Origin of the sequence: Halorubrum sp. CGM5_25_10-8B, assembly GCF_005435095.1 — an archaeon.
Classification (GTDB): Archaea; Halobacteriota; Halobacteria; order Halobacteriales; family Haloferacaceae; genus Halorubrum; species Halorubrum ezzemoulense.
Genome location: NZ_SGTY01000001.1, coordinates 201,026 through 216,412, shown reverse-complemented (window position 1 = coordinate 216,412; position 15,387 = coordinate 201,026). Strand labels below are relative to the sequence as shown.

17 protein-coding genes are annotated in these 15,387 nt (G+C 71.5%); 10 read left to right on the top strand and 7 right to left on the bottom strand.

What is annotated here, in order from left to right; all coding sequences use genetic code 11:
* Positions 1-316 precede the first annotated feature (316 nt).
* Positions 317-709, bottom strand: coding sequence for a helix-turn-helix domain-containing protein (locus EXE51_RS01090; RefSeq protein ID WP_089307691.1), 393 nt, complete (start codon positions 707-709; stop codon positions 317-319).
* Between the two features lie 69 nt (positions 710-778).
* On the opposite strand from EXE51_RS01090, the gene EXE51_RS01085 reads away from it, so the two are divergent.
* Both EXE51_RS01085 and EXE51_RS01080 read left to right on the top strand, forming a co-directional pair.
* Positions 779-1,228, top strand: coding sequence for a DoxX family protein (locus tag EXE51_RS01085; RefSeq protein ID WP_086220006.1), 450 nt, complete (start codon positions 779-781; stop codon positions 1,226-1,228).
* A 119-nt stretch (positions 1,229-1,347) separates the two neighbouring features.
* Positions 1,348-1,830: a VOC family protein gene (locus EXE51_RS01080; protein WP_137691893.1), complete on the top strand. Its 483-nt coding sequence runs from the start codon at positions 1,348-1,350 to the stop codon at positions 1,828-1,830.
* A gap of 19 nt (positions 1,831-1,849) precedes the next feature.
* On the opposite strand, the gene EXE51_RS01075 is transcribed toward EXE51_RS01080, so the two are convergent.
* Positions 1,850-2,308 (bottom strand): SRPBCC family protein, encoded by a 459-nt coding sequence (locus EXE51_RS01075; RefSeq protein ID WP_137691892.1) that lies wholly within the window; start codon positions 2,306-2,308, stop codon positions 1,850-1,852.
* A 639-nt stretch (positions 2,309-2,947) separates the two neighbouring features.
* Between EXE51_RS01075 and EXE51_RS01070 the strand changes: the two genes are divergently transcribed.
* The 3 genes from EXE51_RS01070 to EXE51_RS01060 are packed head-to-tail and all read left to right on the top strand — an operon-like array spanning position 2,948 to position 7,150.
* Complete coding sequence (locus EXE51_RS01070) at positions 2,948-3,979, top strand: ABC transporter ATP-binding protein (protein ID WP_049929656.1); 1,032 nt, start codon at positions 2,948-2,950, stop codon at positions 3,977-3,979.
* The gene (locus EXE51_RS01065) at positions 3,976-6,111 is read left to right on the top strand and encodes a PrsW family intramembrane metalloprotease (protein ID WP_137691891.1); all 2,136 of its coding nucleotides are present in this window, start codon (positions 3,976-3,978) and stop codon (positions 6,109-6,111) included. The genes EXE51_RS01070 and EXE51_RS01065 overlap by 4 nt, the downstream gene beginning before the upstream one ends.
* On the top strand, positions 6,104-7,150 hold the full coding sequence (locus EXE51_RS01060; protein WP_049929658.1) for an ABC transporter permease: 1,047 nt from the start codon (positions 6,104-6,106) through the stop codon (positions 7,148-7,150). The genes EXE51_RS01065 and EXE51_RS01060 overlap by 8 nt, the downstream gene beginning before the upstream one ends.
* Before the next feature lie 53 nt (positions 7,151-7,203).
* Here EXE51_RS01060 and EXE51_RS01055 read toward each other — a convergent pair whose 3' ends face one another.
* Together EXE51_RS01055 and EXE51_RS01050 are read right to left on the bottom strand one after the other, a co-directional pair.
* Positions 7,204-7,863 (bottom strand): trimeric intracellular cation channel family protein, encoded by a 660-nt coding sequence (locus EXE51_RS01055; protein WP_049929659.1) that lies wholly within the window; start codon positions 7,861-7,863, stop codon positions 7,204-7,206.
* Positions 7,860-8,681 carry a DUF2797 domain-containing protein gene (locus EXE51_RS01050; protein ID WP_199234016.1) on the bottom strand — a complete coding sequence of 274 codons (822 nt, stop codon included), beginning with the start codon at positions 8,679-8,681 and terminating at the stop codon, positions 7,860-7,862. Before EXE51_RS01050 ends, EXE51_RS01055 begins: the two co-directional genes overlap by 4 nt.
* 97 nt (positions 8,682-8,778) lie before the next feature.
* Between EXE51_RS01050 and EXE51_RS01045 the strand changes: the two genes are divergently transcribed.
* Positions 8,779-9,228, top strand: coding sequence for a hypothetical protein (locus EXE51_RS01045; protein ID WP_049929660.1), 450 nt, complete (start codon positions 8,779-8,781; stop codon positions 9,226-9,228).
* Positions 9,229-9,230: 2 nt separating this feature from the next.
* On the opposite strand, the gene menD is transcribed toward EXE51_RS01045, so the two are convergent.
* Together menD and EXE51_RS01035 are read right to left on the bottom strand one after the other, a co-directional pair.
* Entirely contained in the window at positions 9,231-11,168 is a 1,938-nt protein-coding gene (menD, locus tag EXE51_RS01040) for a 2-succinyl-5-enolpyruvyl-6-hydroxy-3-cyclohexene-1-carboxylic-acid synthase (RefSeq protein WP_137691890.1), read from the bottom strand.
* Positions 11,169-11,280: 112 nt separating this feature from the next.
* A complete protein-coding gene (locus EXE51_RS01035) occupies positions 11,281-11,679 on the bottom strand; it encodes a DUF5830 family protein (protein WP_049929662.1) in 399 nt (132 codons plus the stop codon).
* A gap of 121 nt (positions 11,680-11,800) precedes the next feature.
* Here EXE51_RS01035 and EXE51_RS01030 point away from each other — a divergent pair, with 121 nt between their 5' ends.
* The gene (locus EXE51_RS01030) at positions 11,801-12,166 is read left to right on the top strand and encodes a hypothetical protein (protein WP_049929663.1); all 366 of its coding nucleotides are present in this window, start codon (positions 11,801-11,803) and stop codon (positions 12,164-12,166) included.
* 54 nt (positions 12,167-12,220) lie between these two features.
* On the top strand, positions 12,221-12,352 hold the full coding sequence (locus EXE51_RS18095; protein ID WP_255509788.1) for a hypothetical protein: 132 nt from the start codon (positions 12,221-12,223) through the stop codon (positions 12,350-12,352).
* Positions 12,353-12,550: 198 nt separating this feature from the next.
* Here EXE51_RS18095 and EXE51_RS01020 read toward each other — a convergent pair whose 3' ends face one another.
* The gene (locus tag EXE51_RS01020; protein ID WP_394296309.1) at positions 12,551-13,234 is read right to left on the bottom strand and encodes a helix-turn-helix domain-containing protein; all 684 of its coding nucleotides are present in this window, start codon (positions 13,232-13,234) and stop codon (positions 12,551-12,553) included.
* 173 nt (positions 13,235-13,407) lie between these two features.
* Here EXE51_RS01020 and EXE51_RS01015 point away from each other — a divergent pair, with 173 nt between their 5' ends.
* Together EXE51_RS01015 and EXE51_RS01010 are read left to right on the top strand one after the other, a co-directional pair.
* Positions 13,408-13,668 carry a hypothetical protein gene (locus EXE51_RS01015; protein WP_241990575.1) on the top strand — a complete coding sequence of 87 codons (261 nt, stop codon included), beginning with the start codon at positions 13,408-13,410 and terminating at the stop codon, positions 13,666-13,668.
* A gap of 606 nt (positions 13,669-14,274) precedes the next feature.
* The gene (locus tag EXE51_RS01010) at positions 14,275-15,378 is read left to right on the top strand and encodes a TIGR04053 family radical SAM/SPASM domain-containing protein (RefSeq protein ID WP_137691889.1); all 1,104 of its coding nucleotides are present in this window, start codon (positions 14,275-14,277) and stop codon (positions 15,376-15,378) included.
* Positions 15,379-15,387 lie beyond the last annotated feature (9 nt).

Sequence of the window (15,387 nt, the reverse complement as noted above, 5' to 3'; positions counted from 1 at the left end):
CGGACGCGAGGAGCACGCGCGAGGGAGTCGGCGGGCCGGAGCGAAGCGGAGGCCGGCCGACGAGGCTGGGGAGGTGTGAGGCTGCGGTGCTGTACGGGGCGGGACTCAAAGGGGCAGTCGCGAGGGCGGCGCACGCTCGCTGCGCTCCTCGGTCGCTCGCGCTGCTCGCTCCCTGCGGTGCTTGCGTCGCCTGCGCCGCCCTCGCGGCTGGGGCTTTGGAGGCCTTCATCGACGATTCGCTGTTGGTAGTTTATAAACAAACAGCCTGGGAACGGATGTCTGTTTATAAACGAAATCCACTCCTGCTAACGCACGCTTACGCGTCGCACTCGGCGAGCCACTCCTGGGCCCACTCGTCGATCTCCTCGAAGACGGGGGCGAGCGACTCGCCTTTCGCGGTCAGGCTGTAGTACGTCGCCACCGGCGCGTCCTCCTCTAACCGGCGGTCGACGAAGCCCGTCTCTTGGAGGTCGTCGAGCACGCGCGAGAGCGTCCGGGCGTTCGCGTCGGTCTCGCGCTTGAGCTCGTTGAACCGCGCCTCGCCGTTCAACAGCTCGTGGAGGACGACGAGCCGCCACTGCGAGCCGATCTGTTCGATGGAGTCGATGACGGGGCATGGGGTCTCGGGCGCCGTCGCCTCGCCAGCCGCTTCAGCCCCCGAATCCGCCGTCTCCGCCGACTCCGCCGCGGAAAGGTCCTGTGATGACATCGGTGTTACCTACTAACTCTATTGTCCGGGAAGCGATAAATAGGTTACGTCCGTATAGCAGGTTACACGATGTTAGCTGAAACCGCGACGTTACCGCTCCAGTTCGACACACCCCTCGCGGGCGAACTCTTCCTGCTCGGCCGGATCCTGTTCGGCGCGACGCTCGCGTTCATGGGGCTCAACCACTTCATGGACCTCGAGACGATGGCCGGCTACGCCGAGTTCAAGGGCCTCCCCGCGCCGCAGTTCTCGGTGATCGCCTCGGGCGCCGTCCTCGTCCTCGGCGGACTCGCCGTCGCCGCGGGCGCGTTCCCGGTCCTCGCCGGGGGCTCGCTCGCGTTCTTCCTCCTCGTCTCCGCCGTGACGATGCACGACTTCTGGTCGGTGGACGACCCCGAAGAGCGGCAGAATGAGATGACGAGCTTCCTGAAGAACGTCTACGGCGCCGGCGCCGCGCTGGCGTTGCTCGCCGTCGGCGGGGCCGCGTGGCCGTACGCGGTCGGCGTCGGGCTGTTCTGAGCGCCGTTCGAACCGACTGACCGAGCCGACCCCCAACCGAATCGTCCGGCGACTGGCGTATCCGCGTTTCGAACCCCCAGTACGACTAACTACTCTCCCGACGACCGATCACGCGGACCATGACCGACGCGCCGCCGACGACGGGACTCCACCACGTCACGAACATCTGTACCGACATCGAGGAGACCGCGGCGTTCTACGAGGACGTGCTCGGCTGGCACACGGTCAAGCGGACGCAGAACTACGACGACCCCGGGACGCCGCACTACTACTTCTCGTCGACTCCGGAGGGCGAGCCGGGCACCAACGTCACCTACTTCGAGTACCCGAACTCGCAGGGGACGCCCGGCCCGGGCGCGAGCCACCACTTCGCGTTCGGCGTCGAGGACGAGGCGACGCTCCGCGAGTGGAGGGAACACCTCGAGGCCCACGACGTCCGCGTCTCCGAGGTGAAAGACCGGACCTACTTCAAGAGCGTCTACTTCACCGACCCCGACGGGCTCGTCTTTGAACTCGCGACGCGAGGGCCGGGAGTCACCCGCGACGAGGACGACCCCGGCGGCGAGGTCATCGACCCCTTCGAAGCGGGTTACGAGAACTGAGGCACGGGCGCCGCCCGGATCACTCTCCCTCGACGAGCGCTGCGAACTTGTCGAGCGCGCGTCGGCAGACGGGAACGTACGGGGCCGCGACGAGCGGGACTTCGATCACCGCTCGACACCGACCCGGATCCTCCGGATAGCGGTCGACCCGGTGGCCCGTGGCCGGAACCCCGGCGACCCGCCAGTCCCAGCGGAGGCGCGTCGCGGCCGTCACCCGGAACGGAACCCAAGCGTCCGCGACCCGGACCCGTCCGGTCGTCCCGGTCTCGACGTACCGATCGGTGCTCTCCACGCCCCCCACAGACGGGCTCCAGTCGGGCCACCGTCGCGTGTCGCGGAGCGCCGTCGCGGTCCGCTCAGGCGGGGCGTCGATGTCGCGGCCGACCGCGAGCGTCGTCCCCTCTCGGACCACCGCGGTTTCGCTGTCGCGATCGGAATCTCCCAACACGTCGCGTCCTCCGGCGGCGGCGTCCCTCATCGCTGTGATCCTCCGCTCAGATCCGAACGCACATCCGATACCTGGGGCATAAAACAGAGGCAATACGCAATTCGTCCACTTTTTGCGCTATCGTGGCACAGAGCCATATTAATACCTTATATGGTATGAGGACTCATTATCTCTTTCCACGAAGGGTTAATACAGAGGTCCGGGGTATTGGGAGTCAATATGGCAAGCGATCGCGACACGATGAAAGACGTCTCGCACACAGCACCGAACGACACCTCCGCGGACGCGGTCTGGGAACGAGGGCGAGGACCGGTCGAGGAAGAGGAAGAAGAGTAGCGCGAGTCGACCGTTTTCTCTCGTCGGGCCGGCCCGTCCCGGTCTTCGTCGCCGGTCCGACTCGTTGAGCGCGTCCTCTCGCCGCTCAGTACGCTGTTCGACGGGATCACCCGTCGGATGAACGCGTACATCAGCGGCGACGGGAACGTCGAGAAACCTTACACGGAGTGACGGACTACCGGACGGAGCGATCGGCTACCGAACGGAGTCGGGGGCTCGGCCGACCGTCGTTCGTCGCGCTCGCTCGCCCTCCGGTGTCCTCGCCGTCGCCGCGTTCTCGGGGCCGATAACCGCGGGCGTGGCTTTAACCCACGCGCCGGCGGAGGCGCAGGCATGATCGAGGTGTCGGGGCTGCGGAAGACCTACGGTGACTTCGCGGCCGTCGTCGACAGCGACTTCTCCGTCGACGACGGCGAGGTGTTCGGGATCGTCGGCCCGAACGGGGCCGGCAAGACGACGACGCTGAAGGTGATCGCCGGTCTCGTCGAACCGACCGACGGCGAGGTGACCGTCGCCGGGTTCGACGCCTCGGACCCCGAGATGCGTCGCCACCTCGGGTTCCTGCCCGAGGATTCGCCGCTGTACGAGGAGATGACCGCGCGGTCGTACCTCCGCTTCTTCGCCGACCTCTACGACGTGCCCCGAGAGGTCGCCGACGAGCGGATCGAGGCCGCGCTCGACCGGCTGGAACTCGACCACCGGGAGCGTCGCCTCGGCGACGTCTCGAAGGGAATGAAACGCAAGGTCGCAATCGCGCGCTCGCTGGTCAACGACCCGGACGTGCTGGTGTACGACGAGCCCGCGTCCGGGCTCGACCCGGTGACGACCAACTCCGTGCTGGCGTTCACCCGCGAACTCCGCGAGACGGGGAAGACCGTCGTCTTCTCCGCGCACAACCTCTACCACGTCGAGTCGGTCTGCGACCGCGTCGTGGTGATGAACGAGGGGCGGATCGTCGCCCGCGGGAGCGTCGACGGGATCCGCGAGCGACACGGCGAGACGACCTACCGCGTGTTCACTGACGTCGAGCCGACCGCGACGCCGCCCCTCGACGACCTCGACGCGACGCCCGAGGAGGTCGGCGACCGGTACCGCACGGCGGTCCCGAGCATGGACGCGGTCGCGGCCGTCCGCGAGGCTGCCGCCGACGCCGGCGGTGAGGTCGTCGACATCCGGAGCCGCGAGCCGAGCTTGGAGGACGTGTTCCTCGACATCGTCGGCCGGCCGATGCCCGGCCGCTACACCGGCGACGGGCTCGACGACGGCGAGGTCGACGGGCAAGAGCCTGACGGGCCGGAAAACGACCGATCGACCGACGGAGCAGAGCGGGAGACGGCGGCGACCGCGACGGAGGCCACCGAGTGACCGACCGGCTGCGTCGCCTCGGTCGACGGCTCGCCGTCGCCGGCCGCCGAGTGCTTCGCGTCGCCAAGTGGGAGTCGGCGCGGGCGTCCGGCGGCGTCGACCGCCGGACGCTCGCCGCGGGCGTCGCCCTGCTTCTCGTCGCCGGCGGCGTCGTCGGGGTTGGCGTGGCCACCGGCGTTGCCGGCCTCGACGTCGACCAAGACGTGTACCGGGTCGGCGTCGACGCCGGCTCGCCGTACGCGGAGGCGATCGAGGAGGAAGCGTCGCTGCGACCGGTCCCGGCCGAGACCGCGTCGCTCGGCGACTCCGCCGACGCGGTGGTGGTGACCGTGGTGCGGCCCGGTTCCGTCGACGACGGGGCGATCGATCCGGCGGACGTCGACTCGGTCGTCGTCCGCGCGACCGACACGCGGAAGGGCGAGGCGGCCGCCGCGTCGGTTCGCGAGGCGGTCGAGGCGCACAACGAGCGGCTGCTGCGCGCCGAGCCGAACCGGACCGCGGCGTTCCCGGTCACCGTTACGCTCCGGTACGTCGGCAGGACGACCGGGTTCGACGACGGCGCGACGCTCGGCGGGAGCGACGGCAGTCGGACGGGCGATCCGGGCGGCGGCAGCGCGAGCGACGGGGACGACGGCGGCACCGCGGCCGACGGCGGAACGGACGGCGACGGCACGGAGACGAGCGGTTCCGGGTCGGACGGGGACTCCGCCGGCGACTCCGGTGGGGCCGACTCGGGCGACGGTTCCTCCGGAGACGCGTCGACCGACGGGGAGTCCGGCGGCGGGTCCGCTCCCGACTCGGGAGCGGGCGGAACCGCCGACCCGGGCTCTGATGGCGGCGAGACGGGATCGGACGGGGAGGGCGGCTTCGCGATCCCGTCGATCGGCGGCGGGGCGTTCGGCGCGGACACGACCGGTTCGCCCGCCTCGATCACGCCGCCGTTCCCGTTCACCTCGCTGCTCTTGGCGTTCGCCTTCCTCGTACCGATAAACTTCCTGATACAGGCGTACGGCTCCTCTATCCTCGACGAGCGGACGAACCGTCGCGGAGAACCACTGCTCGTCACGCCGCTCGCGCCGGCGGAGATCGTCGCGGGCAAGACGCTTCCGTACGCGGCGGCCGCCGCGGTCGTCACGACCCTCATCGCGCTCGTGATCGGCGGCGGACCGCTCTCCGTGGTGGCGGTGGCGCCCGTCGCGGCGACGTTCCTCGGGGCCACCTTCGTCGGCGCGATGTTCGCGCGGTCGTTCAAGGAACTCACCTTCGTCACGGTTGGCGTGAGCGTCCTCCTGACGACCTACGCGTTCGTCCCGGCCATCTTCACGAACGTGACGCCCGTCGCGCTCGTCTCGCCACTGACCCTCGTTGTCTTCGACCTTCAGGGCGAGGCGGTGTCGGCGGGCCAAGTTCTCTTTTCGACCGCGCCGATGGCGGTCGGGGCGACTCTGCTTTTCGGCCTCGGGCTCGGCGTCTACCGCGAGGAGGACATGTTCTCCCAGAAGCCCGTGACGCGGAAATTCCTCGACGCGCTCGCGGTCCGGCTCTCGGCGGTGCGGACCGGCGGCGGACCCGGCGGCGTCGGGGGCGCGCTCTTCGACCGCGAGCGGCTCCGCGCGCTCGGTTCGGTCGCGTTCCTCACCGCCTGTACGATTCCCTTCGTGTTCGTCGCGGAGCTTCTGGCCGTCGCGGTGCTGTTCGCGCTGCCGGTCACCGTGTCGATCCCGGTGTTGCTCGTGACGATCGCGTTCATCGAGGAGGTCGCGAAGAGCGTCGCCCTGTACGCCGGGTTCGAGCGCGGCGTCTTCGAGCGGAGCGACCGCGTCGCGCTCGCGGTCGGCGTCGCGTCCGGGACCGGCTTCTTCCTCGCGGAGAAGGCCACGGCGGTCGTCCAAGCGGTCGGGCTCACCGAGCTCTTCCTCGGCCGCGCCGCGTTCGCCGACGTGGCCGGGCTCTCCGGGCTGCCGCCGATCGCGCTCGTGGCGCTGTTCTTCGCCCCGCTCGTCCTCCACGTGACCGCGACGAGTGCGGCCAGCCTCGGCGCGAGGAGGGGCCGGACCGCCTACGCCCTGGCGCTGACGCTGGCCACGCTGGGGCACGCCGCGTACAACGTCGGGGTGGTGAGCCTTGGATAGCCGCGTGACGATCGCCGGCCGGGAGCTCGCGGGGCTCCGCGCCGAGAAGACGATCCTGTTGGCGATCGGGATCCAGCTGTTCATCGCCGCGTTCTCGTCGTTCCTCGTCGTCGGGCTCGTCTCGATGTACGACCCGGGCGCGCTCGACGGCGCGCAGATCGAAGTCGCGGCCGCGGGCGACGCGGTCGACGACCTAGAGCGCGCCGCGAGCGAGGTCCCCGGCGCCTCGGTCACGCCCTACGACGACGCTGACGCCGCGCGAAGCGCCTTCGAGCGGAACGCGGCCGACGCGGTGGTGGTCGCAACTCGCACGGAGTCGGGACGGGTGTCCGCCGCCGTCACCGCCCCGGACGCCACCGTTGAGACGACCGTGATCGTGGTACAGCTGCGCGAGCTGCTGCGAACCTACGAGCTGAACGAGCGTGAGCGCCGCGCCTCGTACCTGGAGGAGTCGCCGCTGCCCCTGCCCGACCGGAGCGACACTAGCCCGTACTTCACCTTCACTTACACCGTGTTGATCCCGCTCTTAGTCTTCCTCCCGGTGTTCATCTCGGGCTCGCTCGTCGTCGACTCGATCACCGAGGAGTTGGATCAAGGGACCATGGAGCTGCTCCGGGTCGCGCCCGTGACGCTCGCCGAGATCGTCGACGGGAAGGCGGCCGCGGCGATCGGGATCGCCCCCGCGCAGGCGCTGCTGTGGCTCCTGCTGTTGGAGGCGAACGGCACCGCGGTCGCGAACGTCGGCCCGATCTTGGCGCTGATGACCGCGCTGACGACGCTGGTCGTCGCCGTCGCGGTGGGCATCGCGGCGGTCGCGCCCGACCGGCGGGCGGCGCAGCTGCTCTACTCGGTCGCGGTCCTCGTGCTGTTCGGCGGCGCGACGGCGATGGCGGGCGGCCCCGCGAACGCGGTCGCCAGATTGGCGATCGACAGCGCGGGCGCGACGACGGGCGTCCTCGTGGTTGCGTACGCCGCCATCGCCGCGGCGGCGTACCTCGGCGTCCGCCGCGTCGTCTCGGTCGACGGGCTCGGACGCTGAGGGGGCGGATCGCTTCGGGCTCGGCCCGTTGTGCGGCCCGCCCCCCGAATCGATCAGTCGGCGAAGCGATCGCCGAACCGCTTCGCTGTCGGGAGCCGCCAGCCGCGGGCGACGGCGACGAGTCGGAGGCCGACCGTCACCGCCGCGCACGCCGCAGCGGCCAGTCCCGCGGGCCCGCCGAGCGTGCCGACGGCCCAGTACGTCGCGCCGCCCAACACGGCGCAGCTCGCATAGAAGTCTTCGAAGAGGATGAACGGCGAGCGGTCGAGGAGGATGTCGGCGAGCGCGCCGCCGCCGACGGCGTTTATCGTCGCGACGGCGACGACGCCGAACGCGGACACCCCGGCGTCCGTCGCGACGATGGCGCCGGCGGTGGCGAACGCGGCGAGCCCGACCGCGTCCGCGACGACCGTCACCGGGTGCTCGTCGGGCGAGGCGAGCCACGCGCTCAGCCCGACGGCGAGGGCGACGCCGATCAGTCCTAGGAGTATCTCCGTCGGCGAGCGCAGCGCGAGGGGGACGCGCGCGACGAGGAGGTCGCGGGTGACGCCGCCGGCGAACGCCATCGCCAGCCCGACGACGGCGACGCCGAAGAGGTCGAACTCCTCGCGGACCGCCTTGCTCGCGCCGACCAGCGCGAACGCGACGAGCCCGACCGTGTTCATCACCGCGAACGGGTCGCCGAAGAGGACCGCGAGAGCGCCGCCCGTCATCCGCCGAACGCCCCGAGGCTGGACTGGAGTTCGCGCTCCGGGACGGCGTCGGTCAGCTCGTAGCCGACGAGGTCGCGCGCGTCGACGGCGTACGTGGAGCCGCCGCGGTCGAGTACGATCACCCGCCCCTTCCAGCCGCGGACGGTCCCCGCCGCCATCGTCTCGGCGACGGGCCGGTCGTCGAGGCCGAGCCCGTAGTCGAAGTCGAACCGCGCTATCGGATCGAACCGGTCGAGGAGCGCCTCCCACGCCGCCTCGTCGACCGCGCGCCCGAACCCGTCGAGCTTCGTCGGGACGCGGACGCGGTCGACGAGGTCGTCCCCAGCGGCCAGTTCCGCCTCGACCTCGCGCGCGATCCGGCCGTTCGGGAACGTCCGGATGTGGGCCGCGCGGTCCGCGCCCTGCTCCCGGAGGCGGGTCCCGAGCCGCCACTCGCGGGTGACGCCGACCTTCAGTACGTCCGGCGCGAACGCCGCGAGGTACATCGCGTGCGTCTCGTGGCAGTCCATCTCGTCTTTCAGACACGTCCCGGTACACCGGGCACACACCCAGACCCCCGAGTGGTCGTCGCAGTACGGCACGTCCGCGGCGTCGCAGGCGACGTGGTCGCCATCGTGGACCGTTCCCGCGCAGCGGCGCTCGCCGAGCCCGAACGCGAGTTCGGTGCCCGGGCTCGCGTCCACGTACTCGACGCTCCCGCCGCTCGCGACGTAGAGTCCGCCGCCGATCGGGCCGCTCGTCTCGACCGTCTGAGCGCCGTCCGCCCCCGACTCGGCCGAGTCGCGCGCGACGTCCGTCTCGTAGCCGACGACCTGCACGCCGAGCGGTACGCGAAGCCGAGGCTTATGAGCTTCGTCGGGCCCGATACCCCCTCGAATCGGATTTTATAAGTGAACTCGGCGTCGCCTCTCGGGCATGCGCACGGCAGCCCTCCCCCCCGTCGTCGCCGCGGTCGTCGCGCTCGCGGTCAGCGGCATCAGGCGCCTCGCGCCGATACTGCTCGAGTCGTCGGTCTCGCTGCCGTCGACCGAGGCGCTCTCGACGTACCTCCTGAGCGCCCGGTTCACGGCGTTTTTGCTGGTGTACGGGCTCCTGTTCGGCGTCGCTTTCCTCGCAGGACTGCGCGACGCGGACGCCTCCGCGGCGTCGACCGCGCTGGCGACGGGCGCGAGCGCGACCGCCGCGTTCCTGCTCGGCTCGGCCGCCGTCCTCTGGTACCTCGGTCCGGAGCGCGGCCCGGTCGCCACCGCCGTCTTCGCCCTCGGCGCGAGCCTCGGCGTCGGGATCCAGTTCGCGGTCGTCGCGTACGCCGGGGTCGCGCTCGGCGAGAGCCGCGGCGACGGGCCGATCTCGACGCGCCCCTGACCCTACTCGTCCGCCTCGCCCGCCGCGCCGCCGTGGACCGCGGCGTCGACCGCGGCCGCCAAGCGCTCGCGCGTCCGGTGGCTGGCCTCCGCGTCCGTGTCGACCTCGATCAGGTGCGAGCCCGTCGCCTCGTGGGCCCGGCTGACGGCGGCGGCGAGGTCCTCACCGACGACATCCGCGCGCTCCGCAGGGGTGTCGCCGCGGTCGGCGTGCGCGTCGGGCCGGGCATCGATCCGGACGTGTTCGAGGCCGTGGAGCTCCGCAAGCGACCCGAAGTCGAGCCCGTGCGGCGTCTTGAACGACTCGGTGAACGGCGGCTCGAACTCCTCGATCGGGAGCTTGTGAAAGATGCCGCCGCCGTCGTTGTTGACCGCGACGACCGTGACGTCGACGTCGCACCGGTCGACCGCGAGCAGCCCGTTCGAGTCGTGGTAGAGGGCGAGGTCGCCGACGACGAGCGTGAGGTCGTCGGTCGTCCCGCTCCCCGCGCCGAGCGCGCTGGAGACGATCCCGTCGATGCCGGAGACGCCGCGGTTACCGAGCGCGGTGACGTTCGCGGTCGTCGGCCCGACGAACCGGTCGAGGTCGCGGACGGGCATCGAGTTGGAGACGAACAGCGTCGCCGGATCGGGGAGCGCCCCGGCGACCGCGCGGAGCGCGTCCCCTTCGTGGAACCCGGCGTCACCCTCGTCGGCAGCGGGCTCCGCGTCTTCCTCGCCGCCCCCCTCGCCGTCAAGCGCGTCGGCCTCGCGGGCGTGAACCGCTTCCGCGACCCGGTCGGCCTCCTCCCACTGCGCGCGCCAGCCTTGGTCTCCGCTCCCGCCGCCGACGAGCCGCGAGAGTCGGGCGCAGAGCCGGCTCGGCTCGGCGACGACGAGGTCGGTCGCGGCGAACTCGGCCTCGCGCCAGCGGCCGGCGGGGTCAACCTGGTACTGGTCGGCGCCGGTCGCGGCGAGGTACTTCCGGAGCCGCTTGGAGGTCGGCGAGGCACCCAACCGAAGGACGAGGTCGGGGTCGGCCCACGCGTCGCCCGCCGCGGCGGCGTCGCCCGCGTCGCTTCCGCCGTCCGCGAGGTCGGCCGAGAGGTACGCGTCGTAGGCGCCGATCACGGGCGCGACGCGCGTGTGACCGCCGTACCGGAGTCCGGAAAGTGGGTCGGCCAGCACGGGGAACCCGGTGGCGTGCGCGAGCGCCGTGACCGACTCCGGGTCGATCCCCGGCGGGTCGGCGGGGCCGGCGACGATCAGGCCGCGGTCCGCCTCCCCGAGCGCGGTCGCGAGCGCCCGGAGTTTGTCGTCGCCCGGTTCGGGGGCCCCGTGAGTCACGTCGACGTAGGGGCCGTCGCGCCCGCGCTCGGCCGCCTCCGGCAGGTCGTCGGGCACGTCGCCCGGGACCGGCGTCGGCTCCAGCGGCCTCTTAAACGGGACGTTGAGGTGGACCGGGCCCGGGTCGGCCCTTTCGGCCGTCGCGACGGCGCGGGCGACCGTCGTGCGCAGCGACCGGAGGGCCCGGTCGTTTGCGGCCGGCTCTGGGAGGTCTTTATAAAATCGAACCGCGTCGCCGTACAGCTTCTCTTGATCCGCGGTCTGGTTCGCGCCGGAGTCGCGCAGTTCGGGCGGCCGGTCGGCGGTGAGCGCGAGCAGCGGGACGCAGGCCTCGCTCGCCTCCATCACGGCCGGGTGGTAGTTGGCGGCGGCGGTGCCGGAGGTACAGATCAGCGGCGTCACGCGGCCGGTCCGACGGGCGCGCCCGAGCGCGAAGTACGCGGCGGAGCGCTCGTCGAGCTGCGAGAACACGCGGAGATCCTCGTGGCCCGCGGCGGCGACGGTCAGCGGCGTCGAGCGGCTGCCCGGCGAGGCGACGACGGCGTCGACGCCCGCGGCGACGAGCTCGTCGACGAGCGCGTTCGCCCACAGGGCGTTCCGGTTCGGCGCGGTCATTACCGTCGCTTCGGGCGCGGACGTAAATACTCCGGCGAGTTCGGTCGACGCTCGGGCGGCGGGAGAGCGCGGTGGACGCTCGACCGGCCGGAGGCCGCTCTCGGCGCCGCCCTCACGCCGCGTCCGACGCCGACTCCGACTCGCGGCCCGTAACCTTGCGGACGCACGAGGAGCCGAACGGGCCGAGTTCGCCCGCGTCAAGTTCGACGAAGTGGCCCGTCGAGACCGAGGCGCCGCAGCGCCGACACTCGAAGTCGCCCTCGCGCGCGACGACCTGGCGCTCGTACTCGACGTAGGCGCCGCCGGTGTTGACCCGGAGCCGAGCGCCCTCGCGGTCGATGACGCCGCGCTTCTCCGCGGCGTCGAGGATGTCGCGGGTGAGCGCCGGGCTCGTCGTGATCGTCTCGATCCGGTCGACCGCCGCGGCGAGGTCGAGCTCCTCGCGTTCGAGGTGCGCCAGCAGCTCGACGCCGAGCTCCAGCTTCTCGTCGCGGGTCGACGGCCCCGTCACGGCCGCCGAGACGGCGCGATCCCTATTAAGTCGGCCGGACGCCGGTCGGTCTCCGTCCGCAAAGCGCGCGCCGGCCCCAGCGGATCGGCACATTCACGTTCGCCGCCCGACAGTTTCGCCCGTGGTTCGATCCCGCGATCGGTCTCGGCGTCGCCTCGCCTACCGCCGGCGCCCCAACGAGTTCTACTGGCTGTGGATCGCGGCGACGGCGACGTACGGCGTCGGCGACATCGTGTCGACCGTCGCCTTCCTCCGGTACGTCCCGACGATCGAGGAGGCGAACCCGGTCGTGCGGTTCGCCCTGGAGTCGTTCGGGCTCTCCGGGCTCGTCGCGCTGAAGATCGCCGTCTACCTCGTGATGCTCTGGATCAGCGTCGAGGGCGCGCGCGAGGGCGACGGGCTCCTCTACTACTTCCCGCCGGTGCTGCTCACGCTCACGGGGACGTACCTCACCGCGAGCAACGTGCGCCTGCTGTGGCTCGCCTGAGGGGCTGACCGCTCGCGTCCGGAGGCGGAATCCGGTCTCGGCGCGGCGCTGCTGGTGTGTGTCTGGTTCGTGCTGGTCCACGACCTGCTCGCGCTCGGAACCGTCGCGGCGACCGAGCCGCCGGACGCCGCGCTGTCGGCGCTGGTGCTGTCGAATCCGGTGAGTCCTTCCGGGTGTTCGTGTTGAGCGGGCTCGGGACGACCACCGGCGGCGGGTTCACCGCCGCCCTCGCCGGGAGCGGGCTCTCGACGGTCACGCTGGCGGCGTCGCTCGTCGCGTGGTGCGTGGTCCAAGCCGCCGTCGCGGCGCGGTTGGTCCGTCGCCGTCGGCTCTGGCGCGAGGCGAGACCGGGCGCGGCGACCGGTCGGACTTTTTCGATCGCCGCTACTGGATCCGCTCGATACCGTCCTCCTCCGGCGATTCGAAGTCGAGGGGGCGGCGCGGGAGGTCGTCGACGAACTCCCGGACGATCGTGCGCTCGACGCGCTGGAGCACCTCGCTACACGTGGACTTCGCGATGCCGACATGGTCAGCCACCTCGGTGAGCGTCGTCTCTCGGGGCACGTCGTAGTAGCCGCGGTCGACCGCCTCGAAGAGGACCTCGCGCTGGCGCTCCGTGAGCGACCCGCCGGGGTTGATCCGCTGTTGGACGTACTCGACCTCGAACGCCGCGCCCACGTCGCGGAGGGCGTCGCCGAACTCCGCGACGCGCTCGTGATTGCCCGTCACGTCGACGCGCGCGACGCCGTCGCGGATCTCGACCGGCATCTCGATGGGGACGCCCGCCCGGCGGGCGACCGTCTGTAGCAGGGGGACGAGCGCCTCGACCTGAACGGTGACCATCCCGTCGTCCGCGGCCATCACCGACGAGTGGGTGATCGTCTCGTGGTCGTCGATCGCGTCGAGGATCGGGTCCGTTTCGTCCGCGGTGATCCGGACCAGCGCGAACCCCGCGCCGTCGTCCGGCGTCGCGGTCAACACCTGGAACCGCGCCTCGGGGAACTCACGCGAGACCTCGCCGACCCACGGACCGTCCGGGATCGTCACGCGGAGACGTGCCTGTGCCATGCCGGAGGCTTCGACGCCGGCGTGGAAGTAGCTTCGGCTCCGCGGTCGGCGTCGGAACATGTTCGGCGGAACGGACCCAGAGATCGGGTCCGTACCACCGGATATGAGTTCCAGGCCCGACGAATCGGCGGCGGTGGAGGGCTCGACGTGCGGGACCTCGCGCCGCCGCAACCTTGCGCGAGACGCTCGAACGCGCCGAGCCGCTCGGCGGTCATGACGTGTTGGTCCAGTACAACGACCGAACGCCGCAGTCCCTCTTCCCGCGGCTCGACGACCACTGGTACGCCTACGCCGCGGTCGGGACCGACGCGCCCACCGCGGTCGTCACGGCGATCTGGTCGGGCGAGGGCGAGTGGACCGTTTCGGACGAGCGAGCGGGGGAGGGCGATCAGACCGACGCGAGGGAGCGGTCCGGCGAAGGCGACGCGACCTGAGTTACTTCGAATCCGCCAGTACGCGTGAGAGTGACATAACCGTCCAAATCGCGGCACAGGCGATCCAGACCCCGGGGCTCGTGAGCAGGGTTATCGCTCGCTCAGTCGAGTACAGTACGAACAACCATGGCGGTATTCCAACGACGAATGACACAAATCCCGACCGCGACGGCTCGCATGGCTCGCTGCGCTCTTCGCTCGTTCGCTCCACTCACTGCGGTGCGTGCGTCGTCAGGCTTCGCCCTCGCGGCAGCGTGGCGCGACGCGCCACTGGCAGCAGGCGGCGAAGCCGCCGGCGACTGCCCCTTTGAGTCCCACCCGACCGCACAGCGCCGCAGCCTCACGCCTCCCCAGCCTCGTCGCCCTCCCTTCGGTCGGCCGACTCCCTCGCGCGTGCTCCTCGCGGCCGCCTGCGGCGGCCGCGCGCAGGCACGCGCCGACCACTCTGTCATCTATAATCGATTGTCGGGGTCGCTCACGTGTATTTAAATCCCGCATCGCAGTTGTCGATCCGACTCGTCCCTCCCGCCGTCGCTCGCCGTTACGTCCGGTGAACACGTTCGGGAACGACCCCAAACGGGTCCGGGTCGTAGCCGGACGTGAGCGATGTTCGACGACCTCGACACGGACCGGCGGCCGCTGGTCCTCGTTTGGGAGGTCACGCAGGCCTGCGGGCTCGCGTGCCGCCACTGCCGGGCTAACGCGCGGCCGCAGCGACACCCCGACGGGCTGACGACCGCTGAGGGGAAGCGGCTGCTGGCGGACGCCGCCGCGTTCGGCGACGGACAGCTGGTCGTCCTCTCCGGGGGCGACCCGCTCGCGCGCGACGACCTCACGGAGCTGGTCGCGCACGGCGACGACCTCGGCCTCCGGATGACGATCACGCCGAGCGGAACCCGGTCGCTCACGCCCGAGCGCGTCAGCGACCTCGGCGACGCGGGGATCGCCCGCATGGCGCTCAGCCTCGACGGGTCGACCCGCGAGCGCCACGACGCGTTCCGCGGCGAGGAGAGCTTCGCGGACACCGTCGCGGCCGCGCGCGCCGCCCGCGACGCCGGGATCCCGCTCCAAATCAACACTACCGTCTGCGCGGACACGGTCGAGGACCTCCCCGCGATCCGCGACCGCGTCCGCGACCTCGGCGCCGTCCTCTGGAGCGTCTTCTTCCTCGTTCCGGTGGGTCGCGGCCGCGTCCTCGACCCGGTCTCCCCCGAGCGCGCCGAGGCGGCGATGGCGTGGCTCCACGAGGTGTCGGAGGAGGAGCGGTTCGGCGTCAAGACCACTGAGGCCCCGTTCTACCGGCGTGTCGGGATCCAGCGCGCCGAGGCCGGCAGCGCCGACGCGGGGGCCGACCGACGGGGCGGGATCACGGCCGGGCGCGGCTTCGCGTTCGTCGGCCACACCGGTGAGGTGTACCCGTCCGGGTTCCTGCCCGAGTCGGCGGGGAACGTCCGCGAGCGGTCGGCCGTCGACGTCTACCGGAACGCCGACCTCTTCGAGTCGCTCCGCGACCCGGACGGCTTCTCGGGGAAGTGCGGCGCCTGCGAGTTCCGCCACGTCTGCGGCGGGAGTCGGTCGCGAGCCTACGCCGTCACGGGCGATCCGACCGACAGCGACCCACTCTGCCCGTACGTCCCGGACGGCTACGACGGACCGCTGCCCGAGCGCCAGCGAGGGGCCGACGGGGGGCGGTCCGAATCCGCCGACTGATCCCGGCGT

What these genes read in the sequence shown, in the direction of transcription:
- EXE51_RS01045 (WP_049929660.1), top strand. Translation starts at nt 8,779, where the DNA reads ATGCGCACGGCAGCCCTCCCCCCCGTCGTCGCCGCGGTCGTCGCGCTC.
- EXE51_RS01085 (WP_086220006.1), top strand. Translation starts at nt 779, where the DNA reads ATGTTAGCTGAAACCGCGACGTTACCGCTCCAGTTCGACACACCCCTC.
- menD (WP_137691890.1), bottom strand. Translation starts at nt 11,168, where the DNA reads ATGACCGCGCCGAACCGGAACGCCCTGTGGGCGAACGCGCTCGTCGAC.
- EXE51_RS01055 (WP_049929659.1), bottom strand. Translation starts at nt 7,863, where the DNA reads ATGACGGGCGGCGCTCTCGCGGTCCTCTTCGGCGACCCGTTCGCGGTG.
- EXE51_RS01090 (WP_089307691.1), bottom strand. Translation starts at nt 709, where the DNA reads ATGTCATCACAGGACCTTTCCGCGGCGGAGTCGGCGGAGACGGCGGAT.
- EXE51_RS01020 (WP_394296309.1), bottom strand. Translation starts at nt 13,234, where the DNA reads ATGGCACAGGCACGTCTCCGCGTGACGATCCCGGACGGTCCGTGGGTC.
- EXE51_RS01080 (WP_137691893.1), top strand. Translation starts at nt 1,348, where the DNA reads ATGACCGACGCGCCGCCGACGACGGGACTCCACCACGTCACGAACATC.
- EXE51_RS01075 (WP_137691892.1), bottom strand. Translation starts at nt 2,308, where the DNA reads ATGAGGGACGCCGCCGCCGGAGGACGCGACGTGTTGGGAGATTCCGAT.
- EXE51_RS01070 (WP_049929656.1), top strand. Translation starts at nt 2,948, where the DNA reads ATGATCGAGGTGTCGGGGCTGCGGAAGACCTACGGTGACTTCGCGGCC.
- EXE51_RS01010 (WP_137691889.1), top strand. Translation starts at nt 14,275, where the DNA reads ATGTTCGACGACCTCGACACGGACCGGCGGCCGCTGGTCCTCGTTTGG.